We start from the raw sequence: 19,337 nt of genomic DNA, 5'->3' as shown, positions 1-19,337 counted from the left end.
CTGCTTTAATGAGTGGCATAAACAGGAGAATATATGTCCCATATACGTCTCAAGATGATGATTTGTGCAGTGTTTATCACCCTGACTGTTCCATTAACTTATGCAGGTAATGGCGGTGCCGGAGGTAAAGGCGGCGTATCTTCGGGTGCTAACGGTGGAAACGGCACCCCCGGTGTCAACGGTAGACCAGGTATGCCGGGTTGTCCTGGCGGCACCTCCCCTACGCCTTCTGGAAAATTTTACTTGCCCAATAGCAAGCAAGAGTGCAATCCGGGAAAGAACAGTGTAAAAAAACTCCACAAAATCTCGCAAAGCAAAATACAGGTTATTTTAACCGCCTGCCCTGGCGCTAAGGTAAAAAGCGCGAGTGGCTCCGAGCTCAGATAGCGGTTTTTCAAACGTGGAAACAGTTAAACAAAATCAAATAATCCGGAACAGAGGCGCGATGTGTTAAAGGAAAACTTAAACGACCTTATGTCGTTTCTCGTGGTAGCGCGTGAGAGAAGCTTCACCAAAGCTGCAGGCAAGCTTGGGGTCTCTCAATCGGCGCTGAGTCACGCCATGAATGGGCTTGAGGCTCGGCTAAATTTGCGACTCCTCACCCGTACCACCCGTAACGTTGCGCCAACGGAAGCCGGTGAAAAACTGATTGCCAGCCTTCAACCGAGGCTGGCCGATTTGGAATATGAACTTGAGGTAATTACCCGACTCAATGGAATAGCGGCCGGAAATATTCGCCTTTCTGCTGGTGAGCATGCAACAAGAGCCATTCTTTGGCCAAAACTTAAGCCATTCCTCGCCAAATATCCGCAGATAAACGTTGAGCTGATTGTCGATAATGCCTTTACCGATATCGTAGACGGCCGTTTTGATGCAGGCGTGCGGCTTGGGGAAAGATTACAGCAAGATATGATTGCGGTAAAAATAGGCCCCGACTTTCGTATGATTGTCGTGGGATCGCCGGCGTATTTTAAAGAGTACCCCGTACCGGTTATTCCGCAGGATTTACAGCAGCATAAGTGCATCAACCTCAGTCTTCCGTCGCTCGGCAGTGTTTATGTTTGGGAGTTTGAGAAAGACGGCGTTGAGCGTAAAGTCAAAGTGTCTGGACAACTTACTTTCAATCATCTTCAAGAAAGAATAAACGCAGCGGAATCAGGTTTTGGATTAACCTGCGTTCCAGAAGACGTGGTTCAGGAACAGTTAAAATCCGGTACACTTATTCAGGTTCTGGATGACTGGTGCCAGGAGTTTACGGGTTATCATCTTTACTATCCCAGTCGAAAACAGCATACCCATGTATTTTCATTACTTATTGAGGCGCTGCGTCACGGTTAGTCAACAGGTTGGGGAAATTTAATCGATAACTTTTTGCATCCTGGAATGGCCAGTAATGCAGCTGCAATAAAGACAAGCGCAATAAAATATATCTTGTAACAAATAGCGTAAAGTTTATAGGGAAAAATTACGCATTTCAAACAACTGCAGCGGCCCCAGAGTGATAGTGTAAAGAATGCTATTACGTAGCATATGTGTGTAAATCTTGGATATTCTTTATGCCCACCTTATGGTGGGCTTTTTTACATCTTTTTGACCTAAAATTTTACCTTCTTTCTAAACGAAAAAATTTTAGGATAAAGTTGATAGTAAATATTTAGCATTATTGGATACTTTCATTATTGAATATTGGAGGTAAACCATGAAAAATACTTTTAAGTTTTTTGCAGTTCTGGCGCTCATTGCCTCACTCAGCGGCTGCATATTCCCCGGTGGCTATCACCATGACCACGGTGGGTATCACGGCGGCTATTACCATAATGGTCCAGGCCGTTACTATTATTGATCTGAAAAATTTGATCTGAAAACGTTAATAAATTTTAATATACCCCTAGCTGACTCGGGTGACAGGGTATATTAACACTCCTACCCGCTCATCAGATGCCAAGAAATGACAAGAACTAATTGTTGCATAAATGCACCGAATGATTGTATTTTAATCTTATTATGATTAAAGGGGCCAACGATGAAATTTGATAACGAAGATGCATTTAAACTGGCGTCTAAATATATGGACAGCAGTACCGAACCGATGAATGACGTAAGCTATTTTGTGAAATTTATTGAGTCCTATCAGCGATACGATGAGTGGCTAAAAAACGAAGATCCGATCGACGCGGCTAAAAAGGCAAAAAAACCTTTTCGAGTCGGTTTTTAACCCATTCTCTCTCGACTTGTTCTATATCAAAATACAAAAACCCACCGACAAGTGGGTTTTTTATTAGGGTATTATTAATAATTTCATGCAAAAAATAGACAATTTACTTCGAGAGATATTTTATATTCGCGTTAAATTTAATACATACCGACCGGCAGACTGAGTCACCAATATCATCGGATTAGGTCTTATTTTTTCTGCAATAGCTTCCACCAGCTTGCCAACGGCCACATTATCCATCGTCTCGCTTTCATAGGCATATTCACCGACAGGAAGTTGATAGACGACACCGGAAGTATTGGTTGTGAGCGTTCTGGAAAAACCTTTAAGCTCCATTATTTTGTGAAGTTCAAGATAATCCGACTCGTGAGGATCCCTCAGCTCCACCCTGACTGTAAATCTCGCCATAAGAGTATTCCGACTTGCTCAAGGAGCAATCAAAATAGCAGCTTCTGCCGTTGATGTGAACAAACTTGCAAATTTTGCCTCTCCGATGTCCGCCCCTGAGGCAAAAAGTCCTATGTATCAACATACTATTCATCCCATTAACAGTTGTTCAAAATAAATTGCCAGAAATTATTCGTTCACTGTGATGCTCCACTACCTCAGCCGAGACTTTTTCATGCATAGTAGATTTTGACCATAAGTAAATCACAATAAATAAATCACATTTTAGCCATTTACAGAATTGGCGAAACGGTGGTTAGTCATTGAATAACCTATTGTTCTAAAGGGGGTGTTATGAGGAACGTTATTATTCACATGTTGGCAAAAATATCCAGAATGGATGCTGAATCTAAACAACTTACCGCGCAGGTAGAAGCTCAGTCCCTCATCATCAGTGCGCTGATGTTGACCATAGGCAAAGAGGGTGGCGCCTCAGAAATGATCGGTAGTGTATCGAAAGCAATAAATTCAGTCCTTGCATCCTCTGATGATTTAATAAAATCAGATGCAGAATTATTGCTCTCAAAATTCCAGGAGTTGCTTGAAATGACATCTCTTATTGAAAATGCCGACGATGAAATCAGCCAAGAAGTGATTGATGACTTCTTGTCGCCGCCAGACGAAGAAATCAAGGCCCCGATCTAATCGACAGTCTTTAGGAACAAAAGAAAATTTTCTCCCTGAACGTCGAGTGCCCCGTCTGTGCCTTAGCCAAGGATTGGCTAGGGCATTTAGTTTTAATAATCAGCACCTTACTTAGTCCACTGCGGCTTATTAAGTATATGGTCCTGCCAGTCAACCACGTCATCTTCACGTACGGCGATATTGCGTACAGAAATACGGGCGGTATGCATGGCCGATTTTGAGGCTTTATGTAGCAAAGGATGCCACGGCAGCAGATCTTTCCCTTCACCGATTAAACGGTAGGCGCAGGTTGGCGGCAGCCAGTCAAACTTGGTGAGGTTCTCACGGGTAAGTTTGATGCAGTCCTCTTCAAGGTTGAAGCGATTTTCGTAATTGCGACACTGGCAAGACTTGATGTTCAACTGGTTGCAGGCAACGTTGGTGAAGTAAATCTCGTCCGTGTCTTCATCAATTAACTTATGTAAACAGCATTGCCCACAACCGTCGCACAAAGCTTCCCATTCGTCGTCAGTCATTTCAGGCAGCGTCTTTTGCTGCCAAAAAGCGAGTTGGGTCATAGTGGCATCCGGTTAAAATAAAATGAGGCTGACTATATAGACGCTTTGGGCGCCAGATGCAAGCAAAGTGCACTTAGCTGGCTGAATCGGCGCAGGCCCGGCGGTTAAATTACGCGGGTATTGAGCTTTCTGCCGTTAAGCGACACCTCAATACTGTCACCGGCGACCAGCGGCCCTACGCCCTGAGGCGTGCCAGTAATAACAATATCGCCCGCACGCAGCGTAAAAAAACGACTCATAAAGGCGATCAATGGCAAAATCGGGGTCAACATATCCCGCGTGTTGCCCTGCTGACGCACCTCGCCGTTGACACTTAACTGTAGTTCGGCCTGCTGCGCATCGCCAAGTTCAGCTACAGAGATAAAACCCGACATGGGACAGGAACCGTCAAAGCCCTTGGCTCTTTCCCACGGCTGTCCTTGCTTGATAAACCCGGCCTGTAGTTCTCTCAGCGTTAAATCGAGCGCAATCCCATAACCTGCTATCGCCTCAGCCACTCTCGCCTCAGTGGCCTGTTTCAGCGGAGAGCCTATCAACACCGCCAGCTCAATCTCATGATGCACCGCACCTAATTCCTTAGGCACTGCAATCGGTTGAAGAATGTCGCAAAGCGCGGTTTCAGGTTTAATAAAGACCAGAGGTTCGGCAGATTCATCATCACCGTTTTTATGACGGCGACCAGCCATTTCTTTAATATGCTCGGCGTAGTTGTTACCGACGCAAACAACTTTACTGACGGGTAATTCCAGAAGTGCACCCTGCCAATCACGATGCTGATACATAAGACTCTCCCTTTCACGCAGTGTTAATGGAAAGCGACACTTATTGAGCGCTGGCACCGGCGATATCATCGGCCATCATGCCTACGCTGATAGCGAAGTAATACGAACGGTTCCAATGCATGATGGTCCTAAAGTTATCGTAAACCAGAAATGCCCTGCCCTGATCCGAATCGGGGGTAATAACCCAGGCACGCATCACAGAAGCAGGTAAAGGTTTGCCATCGGCCGAGGTAATGCCTTTTTGCTGCCAGTCGCTCACGCTGCGCATCTGTTCGTTTTTAAGGCCCAGCAAAGCAGTATCAAATCCTGCAGGGAGTTTTATCTCCTGCCCCCACTCCTGATTGTTTTTCCACCCCTCGCTGGCAAGATAATTGGCGGTTGAGGCAAACACATCGTCAGTGTTGTTCCAGATATCAATTTTACCGTCACCGTCACCGTCAGCACCGTATCTGAGGTACGAACTCGGCATAAACTGCGATTGGCCCATGGCACCGGCCCACGATCCCTTCATCATTTCGCTGGTCGCCTTACCCTTATCAACAATAGTCAGCGCCGCGATTAACTCATTGGTGAAAAAGGCTTCTCGACGCCCCTCAAAGGCCAAGGTGGCGAGCGCTGAAAATACATCATCCTTTCCCTGTATCTTTCCATAACCGCTCTCCATACCCCACAGCGCAACGATATACTGCGGTTGAACGCCATAGTGACCGCTGGCGCGCTGCAAAGAGGCGGTGTTTTGCTGATAAAGGGCCTGACCTTGAGTAATTTTAGCCGCAGGAAGCACCCGACGAAGGTAGTCGTCGAGGGTAATTTTGTTTTCAAGCTGGTTCTTATCTGAACTGATTGCCCTGTCAATAAAATGTACGTTGGCAAAGGCGCTGTCTATTGTTGGCTGGCTTATTCCCTGCTGCCTGGCTTTTTGTTTTAATTGTTCAACATAGGCAGGAAACTCTGCGGGGTTTCGGCCCTCTTCTGCCAGGGTCGTTTGCCCAGCTTTAGGGGTAACCGGCGCGGCGGTGGATGAAGGCGCGGCGGGTGAAGCTACCGTCGCGGCGTGGTTTTTATCGTTGGCACAGCTGCTCAACATGACGGCGCCCATCGCCAGGGTAATTATCGACATTCTCATCGCGTGCTTCCTTTTATGGCGAACCTTTCGGCGAACTCTGTTCCACATAAAGTTTAACCTGCAGCAGCGCGAGAATGAATGCAAGCTGCCCGCCTCTCATTTTCATAAAAGGCGGGAAATGTCAGACTTTCCCTAGAATAATCTGATTATTTTTTGTCTGCATCCAGATGAAGATTTAATAAATTTTCAACCGGAGGAGGAACCTGGACGTAATAGCCTTGCTCGGTCAGCATCTGTTTGACTCTCTCAATGTCCGCGTTGGCTAATTTCTTGCGGGTGGCCAGATTTATCACCATCGCAAAGTCCGGCTTACCAAAACTTTTCATCAGTTCTTCAGGAACCTGCGTGAAATCGTCTTTTTTTTCGACATATAGGTAGGTCTGATCACGTTTAGTACTTCTATAAATTGCACAAAGCATTTTTTTAACTCTATTTTATTGGAACGGTGGCTTGCCTAGATATAGCGGTAACTATACCATGCATAACGTACATCGGAATATCGCCCCCCGTGTGGTATTCCGGGGATTTAAAGTTGCTGAGACTGAGTCAGGATAGATGTCACAATCGCCAATAGAACTAAAAGGCAGCAGTTTTACCTTGTCAGTTGTTCATTTATATAGTGCACAACCCGAGGTTATTCATCAGGCATTGCAGGAAAAGGTGGAGCAGGCTCCGGCTTTTCTAAAAAATGCCCCTGTTGTTATTAACGTTGCAGCACTGACTGGTGATGCAGACTGGAAAAACATTCAACAGGCTGTCGTTTCTGCAGGCTTTCGCGTTGTCGGCATCAGTGGGTGCAAAGATGAGCAGCAAAAACGTGCGATTTCTCGTACTGGTTTGCCGCTGCTGAGCGAAGGTCGTGCGAAGCGTGTCGTTGCTGAACCGCCGGCCCCGGTTGCCATTGTGCCGGATAACGCGCCCGCCAAAACGCGGATTGTCAGTTCGCCAGTCCGTTCAGGTCAACAAATTTATGCCCGTAACAGCGATCTTATTGTAACCAGCAGCGTAAGTGCCGGTGCCGAACTGATTGCCGATGGCAATATTCATATTTACGGCATGATGCGTGGTCGAGCTTTGGCCGGCGCTGCGGGTGATACGAATTGTCAGATTTTTTGCACCTATCTGGGCGCTGAGCTAGTCTCTATCGCAGGTCAGTACTGGTTAAGCGATCAAATCCCGTCCAGTTTTTTTGGACAGGCCGCGAAACTTAGCCTTCTGGATAACGTGTTAACCGTACAACCTTTATATTAAGTCTCTGCAACTTCTACCCTGAGGGGGATTGGGGCAGACACTACGACCTTTGACAAGGAATCCTTACATGGCACGCATAATTGTTGTTACATCGGGTAAAGGGGGCGTTGGCAAGACCACTTCAAGCGCTGCCATTGCTACCGGCCTGGCCCAAAAAGGCAAAAAAACCGTCGTCATTGATTTCGACATCGGTTTGCGTAATCTCGACCTGATCATGGGTTGTGAACGTCGCGTTGTGTATGATTTTGTCAATGTAATTCAGGGTGATGCCACACTGAATCAAGCACTTATCAAAGATAAGCGCACTGAAAATCTGTTTATTTTACCGGCATCACAAACGCGTGACAAAGACGCGTTGACCCGTGATGGCGTTGAAAAAATTCTGAATGACCTCGGTGAGATGGAGTTTGACTTCATTGTTTGTGACTCACCGGCGGGCATTGAAACCGGCGCGCTGATGGCTCTGTACTTTGCCGATGAAGCCGTCATTACCACTAACCCTGAAGTCTCTTCTGTTCGTGACTCCGATCGCATCCTCGGTATTTTGTCTTCAAAATCTCGTCGTGCAGAAAGGGGCCAGGATCCTATCAAGGAACACCTGCTCCTGACGCGTTACAACCCGGGCCGCGTGAGCCGTGGTGACATGCTGAGCATGGAAGATGTGCTAGAAATTTTGCGCATTCCTCTGGTTGGCGTTATTCCTGAAGATCAGTCTGTACTGCGCGCGTCCAACCAGGGCGAACCGGTTATTCTGGACCAGGAATCCGACGCGGGTAAGGCATACGATGACACCGTCAGTCGTTTGCTGGGTGAGGAACGCCCGTTCCGTTTTATTGAGGAAGAGAAGAAGAGTTTTCTGAAACGCCTGTTTGGGGGATAAACCATGGCCTTGTTAGATTTCTTTTTGTCCCGCAAAAAACCGACAGCCAATATAGCCAAGGAACGGCTACAGATCATCGTAGCCGAACGGCGTCGAGGGGACAGTGAACCCGCTTATTTGCCGGATCTTAAGCGTGATATTTTAGCCGTCATCTGTAAGTACATTCAGATTGACCCTGAAATGCTTCACGTTCAGTTCGAGCAAAAAGGCGACGATATATCGGTTCTAGAGCTTAACGTGACTCTACCCGAGTCGGAAGAAGCACCGAAATGATCGACGATGTATGATGGCCCCCTGTTTTTGGACAGGGGGAGTTATTACGGGTGCAATAAAAGCGCAACTAACAAGGTTTTACCGCGTCGGGGTTAAATTCTGCCAAATCCAAAAGATGTGGCGCGAAATTGCCCCCGTAGGGATCCAGTGACACAATATTAAAAAGATCTCGCAGCAATCTCAGATCGCGGCAATAAATCTTGCTGCAATTCGGGCACCGGCAGGACTGATAGTATGCGGCGTGCCCTCCTCCAGCGATAGCTGAACATCTACCCCAACCGCGTTGAGCCTTTGCTCCGCTGACTGGCTTTCTGTCCACGGGATAACTTGGTCAAACTTACCGTGGATCAGTAATACCTTAGTCGTATGCGAGGGTGTAAAAGGTTCAACAGAAGCAAGACGTCCTGAAAATGCCACCACAGCAGCAAGAGGAAAACGGTCATTGACCAATGCGTCCAGGGCCATAATCGACCCCTGCGAGAATCCAACCAGGATAACTTTATCTTTGACAGGATCTATCGCATTTTGCTCAAGAATGCCCCTTATCACGGCATCAAAATTTGGTCTTGCTGCTTCTACTCGTTGAGACCGATTATCGACAGTGACCCCTGAAATGCTAAACCATTGATGTCCAAACCCCTGATCAAAACGCATAGGCGCATTAGGGCTAACAAAAACGGTATCAGGAAGGACTTCTGCCCAACTCTGCGCCAAGGGCAACAAATCATCGCCACTGCTCCCGACTCCATGTAGCAATATCACTATTTTCTTGGTCATCGCGTCATCCTTATAATCCATACTGGCTTAAGTCTGGCCCAGCCGGAACAATCATATTTGGGGTGAGGGCTTTAATTAAATAATAGCCCTGCTTAATGTGGTCAATATTTACCGTATCGCAAATGCCTGGAATATCAAGAACAGGCTTAAGATAAGAATTTAAATAGCTGAATTCCCGCAGTTGATTCCGATTGCATTTAAATATGCCATGATAAGCAGCGTCAAAACGGATTAAGGATCGAATTGCGAGCGCGTCCGGTAGAGGTCGCATCTGCTTGAGTGTAAAGCTGATGGGCACAGTCCGCGCCGTTCAGCTCATTAGCTGGCGGACAGAGAGCAACTAACCCTAAGGACGATACCTCACTGTTCGCCAAGACGGGAACCATTTTTTTACTGCACAGCTTGTCACCCGCGACAAACGTCGGTAAGCGAGTAATACCCAGGCAAGCACAGGTCGCCTGCAGGCAGACCTCGACATTAGAGAACTTTAACCTGGCTCGGACCGCACACTCTTGCACCTCGTTGTTACTGTCAAGAAAGGGCCATTTAAATGCGTCGCGAAAATTCGTATCAACAATGCATTCATGACTTAATCATTGCTGCCATGACTCAGGCGCCACTTGTTCGCTTTAATTGGCGGGAGCAGATATTCTTACTTATCCGGTGGAGGATTGCTTCAAGCCGCATCCTCCCCCTAATTACCCTTATTCTGCCAGCTGTTTGATAAGTTGTGCCGCGGTCGCCGTTGAAGACGTCGGGTTTTGACCGGTGATCAGCAGGCCGTCGCTGACAACATAAGAACTCCAGTCTGCCCCTTTGGAATAAATTCCGCCTTTGGCAATCAGCTCGTCTTCGACCAGGAAAGGCACCACGTTAGTCAGGCCAACCGCTTCCTCTTCCGTGTTGGTAAAGCCGGTCACTTTTTTGCCTTCAACCAGCGGTTTGCCCTCCGGCGTTTTTACGTGACGCAGAACGCCAGGCGCATGACAAACCAGAGCAACGTGCTTGTTTGCCGCCAGGAAGGCTTCAATCAGCGCGATTGAATGCGCGTCTTCAGCCAGATCCCACAGGGGACCGTGACCGCCAGGGTAGAAAACAGCGTCGTAGTCGGACTGTGATACGCTATCGAGGCGAACCGTCGTCGCGAGCTGCGCCACAGCCTCAGCGTCGGCCTCGAAGCGATGAGTTTGTTCAGTCTGGAAATCTGGCTCATTGCTTTTAGGATCAAGTGGCGGGTTGCCGCCTTTGGGCGAAGCCAGTGTTATCTCGGCGCCAGCGTCTTTAAACGCGTAGTAAGGTGCAGCCAGTTCTTCCAGCCAGAATCCCGTTTTACGTCCAGTATTACCCAGCTGATCATGTGAAGTCAGAACCATAAGAATTTTCATTGTAAGTCTCCTGCTTGGTGGGTTAAGTGCCACTATTAGACCAGTCGTATAGTTAAGCGTTTAAAAAAAAGCGCCTTCATCAGCGCCGCGTATTTCCCTCAGCGGGAGATACATGAATGTATTTGGCATGGTCGAGTCGACTCAGCATACTGTTGATAATTCACACAGTGAATATCAACGATCTATTGTTCTTTGGCTGCGTCCATGCACTTAAGCTAACAGCTAACAGACCAGTCGTCTATAAATTTATAAAAATATTTATCTGCCCTAATTTACCCTGCGCGCTTCGCTAAGGTAGGCTCCCCTCTTCCATCCACGCTAATAGGAAAACCATTGCATGTAGAGTCAGCATGGCGCGCAACCCCACCAAGACAGATAATCCTCTGCTTTAGATGTTCCACATGCTCAATTGGCCCTTTGTTTTCGAACTAACAACAGTGTCAGGAAAAAGGATAATCCCAGAGAGAGCGAGACTCCCATAAGGGCGTAAATGAAATAGGGGCCAATGTAGGCGGGTAGACTGAATATACTTGAGAGGATATAGCCATAGATTCTTACCCCAAAAAAGGCAATAAAAGCAGAGGCAACCGCGCTGGCAATGGTCACTGCAATAAACGCCTTGCGCTCACGGGCCAATACGCCAAACAATGCTGGCTCTTCAATGCCTAAAAGCCCGGAAATAGCCGCAGAGAGAATAATAGCACTGTCCGCGCTATGACGTTTTATAAACCAAATAGCCAAAGTTGAACCGGTAATCGACATATTGGCCATGAACATCATCGGCATGAGCATATCGTATCCGAGGTCGCTGAAGTTTTGTAATGCGATAGGTGTCATCGCATGATGCATACCGGTGAAGACCGCGAGTGGCCTTATAGTTCCCACGATTAATCCCGCCAATACTGGCGATAAAGTAAACAGACTTTGCACGCACCAGGCTAACCCTTTACCAAACCACACCCCGGCAGGACCAATAACCGTCAGGGCGACCAGTGCACTAATAAACAGCGTGAGCGTAGGCGTAACGACGGTTTTTAAGACATCTGGCATATATTTATCGACAAAACGATGGATATAACTCATTGCGAGAATAGAGAAAATAATGGGTAAAACGCTGGCAGAATAATTCATCACTGATACCGGTAAAAGCCCTGCAAACCAGTAAATATCCGTTGCACCGGCTTGATGACCGGCTAATGCCTTAGCGGCCTCAATAAGTGTCGGGTACATCAGGCATGCGGCAACGGCGGCAGCAATATACTCGTTAGTCTTGAACATTTTTGCAGCAGAAATAGCCAGGAAAAATGGCAGAAAATAAAATACCCCGCTTGAAATAATATCCAGAATAACGACTGTTTCACTTTTTGCAGAGATTATATTCAACGCTATAAAACCTGCTAGCAAGCCTTTTATCATGCCAGCCCCGGCAATCGCCGGCACAATGGGTCCAAATACGCCCGATACCGTATCCATGAGCAAAGCCACTACCCCACGGGACTTTAGCTTACGCTCGTTATTATCAAGCTCGACGGTATTACTGGTTATATTATCTAGCCTGTCCTGAATTTTTTGATGCCAGTGATTAACGTTAGGACCTATTACAATTTGAAATTGACCATTTTGAAACTGAGCACCCAATACTCCCGGTAACTTTCTTATTTCATCCTGATCGACGTTGTTTTCACTTTCGACCTCAAATCGCAGACGTGTCATGCAGTGCCAGGCGTTGACAATATTTTCGCCGCCACCCATCAGTGACAAAACACTTTCTATTTTTGAATCTACATCACTGACGGCAGTATTATTTTTATTCGTATAAGCGTCGGTAAGAATATCCATAAAAACTCCTGAAAGGGGGATAACCCAGGTAATAATGGATAAAGCTTACCCGTTGAGGCTGGTGATAACTTGTGAATAAATATGATGCGAGTCACAGATTCTGCTCAACTTTAGTCATTATGAGCCGTTATCTAGAATTGGTCCGTTTTTTCTCATCATGACACGCGAAAACCATACCAAAATAAATAGCTGGAAATTTACGCCACAATGCGTTGATAATTATGCCCATGAGATAAAATTATTTATCAGGAGCAACCATGGACCCGACCCTTATAACCGGACTCGAATGCATAATAACCAAGCCCGATAGGCACAATCTTGTCACCGTTAAGGTTTGTACCGATAAAGGCATTACGGGCTATGGGTGTGCTACGTTTCAACAACGTCCATTAGCGGTAAAAACGATGGTCGATGAATATCTCAAGCCTCTACTCTTGGGCCGCGATGCGAATAATATTGAAGATCTGTGGCAAATGATGATGGTCAATGCCTACTGGCGCAACGGTCCCGTTATCAATAATGCCGTATCGGGCGTTGATATGGCGCTGTGGGATATCAAAGCTAAAATTGCCAAGATGCCACTCTATCAATTATGGGGGGGGAAATCGAAAGATGCCATCGCGGTTTATGGCCATGCCACAGCGGATACCTTAGAGGGGCTTTATCCTCAAATCGATAATATGCTCAAGAACGGTTACAGGCATATAAGGTGCCAATTAGGGTTTTATGGCGGCACTCCTGAAAATCTGCATGCGACTCGCTCTCCAATTCAAGGGGCTTATTACGATCAGGACGAGTACATCGATAATACTGTTTTGATGTTTAAAGCATTACGTGAAAAATACAATAATACTTTCCATATACTGCATGATGTTCATGAGCGGTTATTCCCACATCAGTGCATTCGCTTGGCTAAGGCGATTGAAAAATATAATCCGTTCTATATTGAAGATATTATCTCCCCACAGCAAAGCGGCTGGTTGCAACAAATCCGTCAACAAACGTCCGTACCTTTGGCGATGGGTGAATTGTTTAATAATCCCGCCGAGTGGCAAGATTTGGTGATTAATAGACGCATCGACTTTATTCGTTGCCATGTGTCCCAGCTCGGGGGGATTACTCCTGCCATAAAACTGGCTATTCTATGCCAAAACTTTGGTATTCAGTTGGCCTGGCACGGTCCACCGGACATGACCCCTATCGGCGCAGCGGTAAATACACACCTTAATATTCATCTTCACAACGCGGCAATACAGGAGTTTATTGCCCCTGGTGAAAAAACCTTAAGTGTATTCCCGGGTGCCCACCGTTCCGCCGACAATGGATATCTCTATGCTAATGAACAACCTGGGATAGGCGTTGAATTATGTGAAGCAACGGCCGCCCAATATCCGCTTGAATACCGTCCGCATGAGTGGACTCAAAGCCGGTTACCTAACGGTGCAATCCATACACCTTAAATAGATGACCTGCGCATAATATTTTCGTGATTAAAGGGAATGCTAAAAGTGCAGTCATAATCGATATCAATGATATCGGTTAAAATAAATATCTCTCCCGTATTCAGGACTCCGCGACTGTTGATGTGCATAGCAGGGAGTCCTCGACGACACTTGAGTAATTCCGCCTGCTCTTTGCTGATTATCACTGATCGGTAACGGGTAATATTATGCGAAACACTCAAACCTCTATCAATGAGATATTTTTGCAAAGAGCTTTCAATTATTTTCTGATTCAGAACGGGCAAGGTGTCAACAGGTATGATTGAGTTATCAATTTGCACACATCTTTGAGCAATAAATCGAAGCCGACAGAACTGCCATACATAGGCCCCTACCGAAAGGTTGAAAATAATTTGTTGTTCGGCTGAGGCCAGTGTTTTATGGAGCGTTACGAGCTTATAACGCATTTCATCGAATCGACTTTTCGACACTGAATTATAAATCAGCGGATTATTTTTCACCCGCTCATTGATGAAGATCCCTGAACCTGGCAGGACGCTTATTATCCCAATACTGATTAAGTGTTCAATAGATTTTCTAATCGTCGAACGCGCCACCCCATACTCCTCTGCAAGCTTGCGTTCAGAAGGCAGTTTTGTGAGTGCAGCGCCTTGGTATTGATAAATTTTACTCAGAAGATCTTGAGATATAAAATCCTGCTTTTTCATGATGTTACCAAGATAATCCAACTTGAAGGAAATAATTTTCCAGTCTTTCCACGTCTTTAGACGTCACTATGGCACCAATATAACCGTCAGGCCGCACTAAAATCCATTCCCCCGCAGTGAGACCATAGGCATCAAGAAAATGCCCGGCGTTATCATTGAGGTCACCTTCTGCACTGAATCGATAAACATGCAGCCCTGCAGGCTGTTTTAACGCAGCCGCATCGCACTGGTAAGTCAGGAGTGTCCAGTGCGATCCTTTAAATAAATCAAATAATCTTATCGGTTGCCCTGCTGGTGTACTGACTGGCGCATCTGGCGCGCGGTCGCCTGCATGCAATATGCGCTCATGCCCGAGAGTTTCGAGAGACAATGAGGATTCAGGATAGCCTATATCCAGCTGTTGTACCTCACGGCCTCGTCGCATCTCGCCCTGCTTCTGTGCGTCGAGCAACTGCGTTGCCAGACCTAACATTACCGCCGCCACCGGTCGGCGCTCTTCATTATAAGTATCGAGCAGTTCGTCAGGCGCGCCCTGAGCAGCTGCGGCAAGTTTCCATCCCAGATTATAGGCATCCTGCACGCTAGTGTTTAGACCCTGCCCTCCGGTCGGAGGATGAATATGAGCAGCATCACCGATAAGAAATACGCGCTCTGAGCGATAGGACTCAGCCAACCTGGCATTCATTTTGTAAGCAGATGCCCAGGATACGGATTGGATCTTAATATCACTGCGCCCTGTGCGATCGGCGACCATCGCCGTGAGTCCTTCGGCAGAAAGGTCAGGTTCTTCGTCGAGAGTAGCAGGTGCCTGTATTTGAAACATTTCGGTACCGGCGAGTGGACAAATCATCAACATACGCGCCTTATCGCTCTGGTTAAAACAGTGCCAAACATCGCGAGTCAGGCCCGTCAGCTGAGTATCAGCCACGAGGGCTTGCATACCGAGACTTTTGCCTGGGAAGTCGATGCCTAGCGCATGACGCACGAAACTGCGACCGCCATCGGCACCCACCAGCCAGCGCACGCGGAAAGCCTCTTTGCCAGCGCAACCAGAAAGATGCACCGTTACCCCCTGCGAGTCCTGCTCGAATCCGGTTAACTCGCGGTCAAATTCGGGCCGGTGGCCTAGCTCTTCAAGGCGCTGACGCATCATGCCCTCAGTCATAAATTGCGGCAGCATCAGCGGCTGTTTATAAGGCTCTGCAGGTGTAGGATCCTTACGTTCCATAATATCGGATTCAGCGAAGCTGCCGTCATCAAGGTATTTGCGCAGTGGAGGATAGGCGTCACCGGCGGCAACTATCCGCTCAAGAATGCCGAGGTCTTGGAAAATTTCCTGGGTGCGAGGCTGAATGCCCTTGCCGCGTGAGCCGCCGAACGGCACAGCCATTTTTTCAACCAGTCGGAAAGAGATCCCCCGTCGGGCAAGATCTATCGCCAGTGTTAAACCAGCCGCACCGGCACCACAAATGAGTACGTCTACTGAAAATTGCTCTGCCATTTTTCTCTCCATATGTGTATTATGCACACAATAATCAGAGGAGAAACAGCTTGTCAATAAAAAGCGTGCAAAATACACCCATTAACATTCAATTGCGTGAACTCCATGGAGCCTTGGTTGAAATTGTTGGCGTGATGAATCGCCCTCAACGCGACGAAGCCATGGTAAAAGAAGCCGGTATTTCACTTGACCGGGCATTGTTCCCGCTGTTGGTACTCGTCGAGCGCCTTGGCCCGATTGGCGTGGTCGAACTTGCTGACCGCGTTGGCCGCGATTACACCACGGTCAGTCGTCAGATTGCCAAGTTAGAAACCTTGGGCCTCGTCGACAGGCAGGGAAAAGCCACTGACCGCCGCGTCAGAGAATCGATTATTACCCAAAAAGGCAAAGCGATGACCGACAGAATAGATGAGGCCCGCGAAAGAATTGGGCAGGCTATTTTTGCGAATTGGGACAGTGAAGATGTCACTGACCTTGTGCGGTTGATGCGCAGATTTGCCGAAGATATCAAGCAGAGTGATTAGCAGGCTCGGACATAAAACACGTTGCCCTCTTATCATTTAAAGGACTATGTTGCCGCTCTCACTGATAGTTTCGCGGTGACATGCCAACCACAGGTTTACATGCATTGCTAAATGCACTTTCTGACGTATAGCCCAGTGTAACAGAGAGCGCTAATAACCCAGAGCGGCATAGCAACCCCCGACGTACTTTACGGGTTCCTCTGTCTCATCCAGCGAGCATTCGCTTGCTGAGAACAAATTTGCCGCGTTAACCCCTACCTTGTTTAGTAAACACCCAAGCCGCCCTATGACTGTTTTCACAAAAACGTTATCTGCCTGCTTATCGATCAGATTGTGGCTTGCTTGCCGCATTCTTCCCTTATAAGTTACTCAGCATCAGCAAAGAGAATCATAAGGGGCATGCTGCAGGCATCGACAGTATTGTTTGCAGATAGCACCTGGAAAATGGGGAATACCAACAAGATGGCTAATATTCGTGACGTTGCTCGGCTGGCCGGTGTTTCTATTAGCAGCGTCTCTAATCTTTTGAATAACCGCATTAGCCATATGAGTAATGCAACCCGCTTAAGGATTGAACAGGCGATGAGCGAGCTTGGCTACAACCCCGTAAAAGCCGCGGTTCCGCTTAATGACGGTCAGGCAAAGATCATCGGCCTGCTGGTGCCCTCTATCGTCAATCCCAGCTTTTCGGCACTGGCTCACGAAGTGGATTTATCTGCCCGAGCGTACAATTATCGCGTACTTCTCGGCAACTCCTACCGTCAGGAAGATGAGGAGCGCGCGTTCATTGAAGATATGTTTTCTCACGGCGTACTCGGCATCATTGTGGCTGCGAGCGATATCCGCCAAACCCATTTTGTTCGGGCAGCTGAAAAGGGAATGACTATTGTCAGTTATGACAATAGGTTTCCGGAGACTACGGCGAGCGATACACGCATTTTTGACAGTGTGTCGATGGACAATACCCGTGCGGGATATCTTGCAGCTCAGCATCTGGTTGAACGCGGCTGTAAAAATATCATTTTTGCGACCGAATCCACGCTCACGATGAGTCGCAGTCACAAAATCGATGGTTTTTTGACTGTATTAAAAAATCAGCGTTTGTCACTCCACGAAAGAATTGTCGAGGGCAAAGCCTGCAGTGAATATGGCGACACGGAAATGTTCGAGCTGGGTTTGGCACTGACCGCAAAAGTGTTGGCCATAACGCCCTTTCCAGAGGGCATTGTGGCCATTAATGATGCACTCGGTATTGGACTGATGACCGGACTTCGCGCCGCTGGGGTGCAGGTTCCTCACGACGTCTCGATTGTCGGCATTGATAATATTTCACTATCTGCCTTTGCAGAACCCGGACTGACATCAGTTATGCCACCTCAGTCAGAAATGGCTCAGGTTATGGTTGAACGTATCATAAGCCGACTCAATGACCCTTCTCTGCCGCCCGGAGAGTTTCTCTTTCCCCCGACTTTAGTGTGCCGTCAATCGGTAAAAGTGACCGCCGCCTGATACTACTTTTGCCCTGAAATAACGTAGCAACACGCAGTAAAAAATCATGTCGACGAAGAGCGATTAATCTTTGTCAGGATAAGTATTAGCCAAATTCGGAAACAGCTTATTATGAATAAAAGAACAGTGCAGGATATTGAGCGCAGCACAATAAGGAAATTGACGCTGCATATTGTCCCCTTGATGACGCTATTATATTTTCTGGCATTCCTTGACAGAAACAATATGGCGTATGCAGCAATGGCGTTGGAAAACAGTTTAGGATTAACCGCATCTGCTTTTGGATTCGCATCTGGAATATTTTTTATTGGTTATTTCATTTTTGAAATCCCCAGCAATGCAGGAACAATTAAGTTCGGCCCACGCATTTGGTTTGCGCGAATTCTAATTTCATGGGGGATATTCGCCACCCTGCTTGCTTTTGTTAAAACACCAACTGAACTGTATATTTGTCGCTTTATGTTAGGCGTCTGCGAAGCAGGTTTCTTCCCCTCTGTTGTTTATTATTTTACCGTTTTCTTTCCACAGAAATATCGCACGAAAATCCTCGGGATGTTTATTATCGTACAGCCGCTGTCAAATGCCCTTGGCTCACCCCTCTCTGGATTCATTCTCAACATTGACCACAGCTGGCTAGGGTTTGAGCCATGGCAACTGCTGTTTATTATTGAAGGTGCGCCACCGATTATTATTGGTTTGCTGATCCCGTTTCTGATGAAAAATTCCCCAAAAGAGGTGGGTTATCTCGACGTGGAGGAAAAAGCCTGGCTGATGGACAGCACCACCCGCTCCAAGTCTGGTTCAAAAATAACGCTAGCCGACTTCCTGAAAGGAATTAAAAATCCCAAATACCTGCTCTACGCCATGCTTAATTTCGGCATGGTGTGCGGAATTTACGGCTTTGGCATGTGGCTGCCTTCGATTATTACGTCAATTTCTGGTGACAATATTTTCCAGGTCAGCCTGCTGGCGCTAATTCCCTACGGACTGGCTGCACTGCTGGTTTATCCGTGGAGTCTGTGGGCCACTAAAACAAAAAAACTCGGCATATTCGCCGGTCTCAGTATGGTGGTTGCGGCGTGTGGACTGGTGGGAGCAATCATTTTCTTTAAATATAACGTGTTTATTTCACTCTCTTTTTTAAGCATTGCCGCCGTTGGGATCTACACAGCCGTGCCCCCCTTTCTATCGATGCCAGCCAATATCTCGACCGGTGCCGCGGCCGCCGCGGGACTAGCCGTGGTGAACTGTATCGGAAATCTCGGCGGTTTTTTCGCCCCTTATGCGGTAGGCGTTATGAAAGATATGACCCACAGCAATACACCGGGACTGGTTTTCTTGTCTTTGAGCCTGCTGATAACCGGTCTGGTCTGTATTTTCTACTGCGCCAGACAGCGTGAAGGCGTCATTAATTCTTAATTAAAATAAATTTTAAATTTACATCAATTACATAGGA

General features: G+C 47.1%; 22 protein-coding genes. 12 read left to right on the top strand and 10 right to left on the bottom strand.

Annotated elements, in window-relative coordinates; all coding sequences use genetic code 11:
* Positions 1-33 precede the first annotated feature (33 nt).
* The 4 genes from GA565_RS11260 (at position 34) to GA565_RS11250 (ending at position 2,215) form a co-directional block, all read left to right on the top strand.
* A complete protein-coding gene (locus GA565_RS11260; RefSeq protein ID WP_152198525.1) occupies positions 34-387 on the top strand; it encodes a hypothetical protein in 354 nt (117 codons plus the stop codon).
* 60 nt (positions 388-447) lie between these two features.
* Complete coding sequence (locus tag GA565_RS11255; protein ID WP_152198524.1) at positions 448-1,338, top strand: LysR family transcriptional regulator; 891 nt, start codon at positions 448-450, stop codon at positions 1,336-1,338.
* Between the two features lie 361 nt (positions 1,339-1,699).
* The gene (locus tag GA565_RS24625) at positions 1,700-1,843 is read left to right on the top strand and encodes a hypothetical protein (RefSeq protein WP_193311897.1); all 144 of its coding nucleotides are present in this window, start codon (positions 1,700-1,702) and stop codon (positions 1,841-1,843) included.
* A gap of 180 nt (positions 1,844-2,023) precedes the next feature.
* The gene (locus tag GA565_RS11250) at positions 2,024-2,215 is read left to right on the top strand and encodes a hypothetical protein (protein WP_152198523.1); all 192 of its coding nucleotides are present in this window, start codon (positions 2,024-2,026) and stop codon (positions 2,213-2,215) included.
* A gap of 120 nt (positions 2,216-2,335) precedes the next feature.
* Here GA565_RS11250 and GA565_RS11245 read toward each other — a convergent pair whose 3' ends face one another.
* Positions 2,336-2,623: a DUF2622 domain-containing protein gene (locus GA565_RS11245; protein ID WP_152198522.1), complete on the bottom strand. Its 288-nt coding sequence runs from the start codon at positions 2,621-2,623 to the stop codon at positions 2,336-2,338.
* A 333-nt stretch (positions 2,624-2,956) separates the two neighbouring features.
* On the opposite strand from GA565_RS11245, the gene iraP reads away from it, so the two are divergent.
* Positions 2,957-3,307: an anti-adapter protein IraP gene (gene iraP, locus GA565_RS11240; RefSeq protein WP_152198521.1), complete on the top strand. Its 351-nt coding sequence runs from the start codon at positions 2,957-2,959 to the stop codon at positions 3,305-3,307.
* A 107-nt stretch (positions 3,308-3,414) separates the two neighbouring features.
* Here the strand turns inward: iraP and GA565_RS11235 are convergent, their stop codons facing one another.
* The 4 genes from GA565_RS11235 to GA565_RS11220 all read right to left on the bottom strand — a co-directional run bounded on the left by GA565_RS11235 (position 3,415) and on the right by GA565_RS11220 (position 6,191).
* On the bottom strand, positions 3,415-3,864 hold the full coding sequence (locus GA565_RS11235) for a YcgN family cysteine cluster protein (RefSeq protein ID WP_152198520.1): 450 nt from the start codon (positions 3,862-3,864) through the stop codon (positions 3,415-3,417).
* Positions 3,865-3,968: 104 nt separating this feature from the next.
* Positions 3,969-4,646, bottom strand: a complete 678-nt coding sequence (locus GA565_RS11230) for a fumarylacetoacetate hydrolase family protein (protein WP_152198519.1) — start codon at positions 4,644-4,646, stop codon at positions 3,969-3,971.
* 40 nt (positions 4,647-4,686) lie between these two features.
* Positions 4,687-5,772, bottom strand: coding sequence for a lytic transglycosylase domain-containing protein (locus GA565_RS11225; protein WP_152198518.1), 1,086 nt, complete (start codon positions 5,770-5,772; stop codon positions 4,687-4,689).
* A 146-nt stretch (positions 5,773-5,918) separates the two neighbouring features.
* Complete coding sequence (locus GA565_RS11220; RefSeq protein ID WP_152198517.1) at positions 5,919-6,191, bottom strand: YcgL domain-containing protein; 273 nt, start codon at positions 6,189-6,191, stop codon at positions 5,919-5,921.
* Positions 6,192-6,327: 136 nt separating this feature from the next.
* Here GA565_RS11220 and minC point away from each other — a divergent pair, with 136 nt between their 5' ends.
* From minC to minE, 3 genes are all read left to right on the top strand, one after another.
* Positions 6,328-7,023, top strand: a complete 696-nt coding sequence (minC, locus tag GA565_RS11215; protein WP_152198516.1) for a septum site-determining protein MinC — start codon at positions 6,328-6,330, stop codon at positions 7,021-7,023.
* Between the two features lie 67 nt (positions 7,024-7,090).
* Positions 7,091-7,903 (top strand): septum site-determining protein MinD, encoded by an 813-nt coding sequence (minD, locus tag GA565_RS11210; RefSeq protein ID WP_055771225.1) that lies wholly within the window; start codon positions 7,091-7,093, stop codon positions 7,901-7,903.
* 3 nt (positions 7,904-7,906) lie between these two features.
* Positions 7,907-8,176: a cell division topological specificity factor MinE gene (gene minE / locus GA565_RS11205; RefSeq protein WP_055771222.1), complete on the top strand. Its 270-nt coding sequence runs from the start codon at positions 7,907-7,909 to the stop codon at positions 8,174-8,176.
* A gap of 180 nt (positions 8,177-8,356) precedes the next feature.
* On the opposite strand, the gene GA565_RS11200 is transcribed toward minE, so the two are convergent.
* From GA565_RS11200 to GA565_RS11185, 3 genes are all read right to left on the bottom strand, one after another.
* Positions 8,357-8,953, bottom strand: a complete 597-nt coding sequence (locus GA565_RS11200) for an alpha/beta hydrolase (RefSeq protein WP_152198515.1) — start codon at positions 8,951-8,953, stop codon at positions 8,357-8,359.
* Positions 8,954-9,657: 704 nt separating this feature from the next.
* Complete coding sequence (locus tag GA565_RS11190) at positions 9,658-10,338, bottom strand: type 1 glutamine amidotransferase domain-containing protein (RefSeq protein ID WP_152198514.1); 681 nt, start codon at positions 10,336-10,338, stop codon at positions 9,658-9,660.
* A 405-nt stretch (positions 10,339-10,743) separates the two neighbouring features.
* Positions 10,744-12,090, bottom strand: coding sequence for a PTS transporter subunit EIIC (locus tag GA565_RS11185; protein WP_226951028.1), 1,347 nt, complete (start codon positions 12,088-12,090; stop codon positions 10,744-10,746).
* A gap of 344 nt (positions 12,091-12,434) precedes the next feature.
* Between GA565_RS11185 and GA565_RS11180 the strand changes: the two genes are divergently transcribed.
* Positions 12,435-13,637: an enolase C-terminal domain-like protein gene (locus tag GA565_RS11180; protein ID WP_152198512.1), complete on the top strand. Its 1,203-nt coding sequence runs from the start codon at positions 12,435-12,437 to the stop codon at positions 13,635-13,637.
* Here the strand turns inward: GA565_RS11180 and GA565_RS11175 are convergent.
* A complete protein-coding gene (locus GA565_RS11175; protein ID WP_152198511.1) occupies positions 13,634-14,347 on the bottom strand; it encodes a GntR family transcriptional regulator in 714 nt (237 codons plus the stop codon). The genes GA565_RS11180 and GA565_RS11175 overlap by 4 nt on opposite strands.
* Before the next feature lie 4 nt (positions 14,348-14,351).
* Positions 14,352-15,848 (bottom strand): FAD-dependent oxidoreductase, encoded by a 1,497-nt coding sequence (locus tag GA565_RS11170; protein WP_152198510.1) that lies wholly within the window; start codon positions 15,846-15,848, stop codon positions 14,352-14,354.
* Positions 15,849-15,898: 50 nt separating this feature from the next.
* On the opposite strand from GA565_RS11170, the gene GA565_RS11165 reads away from it, so the two are divergent.
* From GA565_RS11165 to GA565_RS11155, 3 genes are all read left to right on the top strand, one after another.
* A complete protein-coding gene (locus GA565_RS11165) occupies positions 15,899-16,372 on the top strand; it encodes a MarR family winged helix-turn-helix transcriptional regulator (RefSeq protein ID WP_152198509.1) in 474 nt (157 codons plus the stop codon).
* A gap of 462 nt (positions 16,373-16,834) precedes the next feature.
* Entirely contained in the window at positions 16,835-17,881 is a 1,047-nt protein-coding gene (locus GA565_RS11160) for a LacI family DNA-binding transcriptional regulator (protein ID WP_152198508.1), read from the top strand.
* Positions 17,882-17,992: 111 nt separating this feature from the next.
* Entirely contained in the window at positions 17,993-19,300 is a 1,308-nt protein-coding gene (locus tag GA565_RS11155; RefSeq protein ID WP_152198507.1) for an MFS transporter, read from the top strand.
* Positions 19,301-19,337: the final 37 nt, after the last annotated feature.

The sequence above is a fragment of the Rouxiella sp. S1S-2 genome, assembly GCF_009208105.1.
In the GTDB taxonomy this organism is placed as follows: Bacteria; Pseudomonadota; Gammaproteobacteria; order Enterobacterales; family Enterobacteriaceae; genus Rouxiella.
This window is presented reverse-complemented; position numbering and strand designations above follow the sequence as displayed.

Bases quoted from the DNA above. Each gene is read 5' to 3' on its own strand.
- GA565_RS11260 (WP_152198525.1), top strand. From the start codon at position 34: ATGTCCCATATACGTCTCAAGATGATGATTTGTGCAGTGTTTATCACC.
- GA565_RS11155 (WP_152198507.1), top strand. From the start codon at position 17,993: ATGAATAAAAGAACAGTGCAGGATATTGAGCGCAGCACAATAAGGAAA.
- GA565_RS11220 (WP_152198517.1), bottom strand. From the start codon at position 6,191: ATGCTTTGTGCAATTTATAGAAGTACTAAACGTGATCAGACCTACCTA.
- minE (WP_055771222.1), top strand. From the start codon at position 7,907: ATGGCCTTGTTAGATTTCTTTTTGTCCCGCAAAAAACCGACAGCCAAT.
- GA565_RS11180 (WP_152198512.1), top strand. From the start codon at position 12,435: ATGGACCCGACCCTTATAACCGGACTCGAATGCATAATAACCAAGCCC.
- GA565_RS24625 (WP_193311897.1), top strand. From the start codon at position 1,700: ATGAAAAATACTTTTAAGTTTTTTGCAGTTCTGGCGCTCATTGCCTCA.
- GA565_RS11200 (WP_152198515.1), bottom strand. From the start codon at position 8,953: ATGACCAAGAAAATAGTGATATTGCTACATGGAGTCGGGAGCAGTGGC.
- GA565_RS11225 (WP_152198518.1), bottom strand. From the start codon at position 5,772: ATGAGAATGTCGATAATTACCCTGGCGATGGGCGCCGTCATGTTGAGC.
- GA565_RS11175 (WP_152198511.1), bottom strand. From the start codon at position 14,347: ATGAAAAAGCAGGATTTTATATCTCAAGATCTTCTGAGTAAAATTTAT.
- GA565_RS11235 (WP_152198520.1), bottom strand. From the start codon at position 3,864: ATGACCCAACTCGCTTTTTGGCAGCAAAAGACGCTGCCTGAAATGACT.
- minC (WP_152198516.1), top strand. From the start codon at position 6,328: ATGTCACAATCGCCAATAGAACTAAAAGGCAGCAGTTTTACCTTGTCA.
- GA565_RS11185 (WP_226951028.1), bottom strand. From the start codon at position 12,090: ATGGGTGGCGGCGAAAATATTGTCAACGCCTGGCACTGCATGACACGT.
- iraP (WP_152198521.1), top strand. From the start codon at position 2,957: ATGAGGAACGTTATTATTCACATGTTGGCAAAAATATCCAGAATGGAT.
- GA565_RS11170 (WP_152198510.1), bottom strand. From the start codon at position 15,848: ATGGCAGAGCAATTTTCAGTAGACGTACTCATTTGTGGTGCCGGTGCG.
- GA565_RS11190 (WP_152198514.1), bottom strand. From the start codon at position 10,338: ATGAAAATTCTTATGGTTCTGACTTCACATGATCAGCTGGGTAATACT.
- GA565_RS11250 (WP_152198523.1), top strand. From the start codon at position 2,024: ATGAAATTTGATAACGAAGATGCATTTAAACTGGCGTCTAAATATATG.
- minD (WP_055771225.1), top strand. From the start codon at position 7,091: ATGGCACGCATAATTGTTGTTACATCGGGTAAAGGGGGCGTTGGCAAG.
- GA565_RS11160 (WP_152198508.1), top strand. From the start codon at position 16,835: ATGGCTAATATTCGTGACGTTGCTCGGCTGGCCGGTGTTTCTATTAGC.
- GA565_RS11245 (WP_152198522.1), bottom strand. From the start codon at position 2,623: ATGGCGAGATTTACAGTCAGGGTGGAGCTGAGGGATCCTCACGAGTCG.
- GA565_RS11230 (WP_152198519.1), bottom strand. From the start codon at position 4,646: ATGTATCAGCATCGTGATTGGCAGGGTGCACTTCTGGAATTACCCGTC.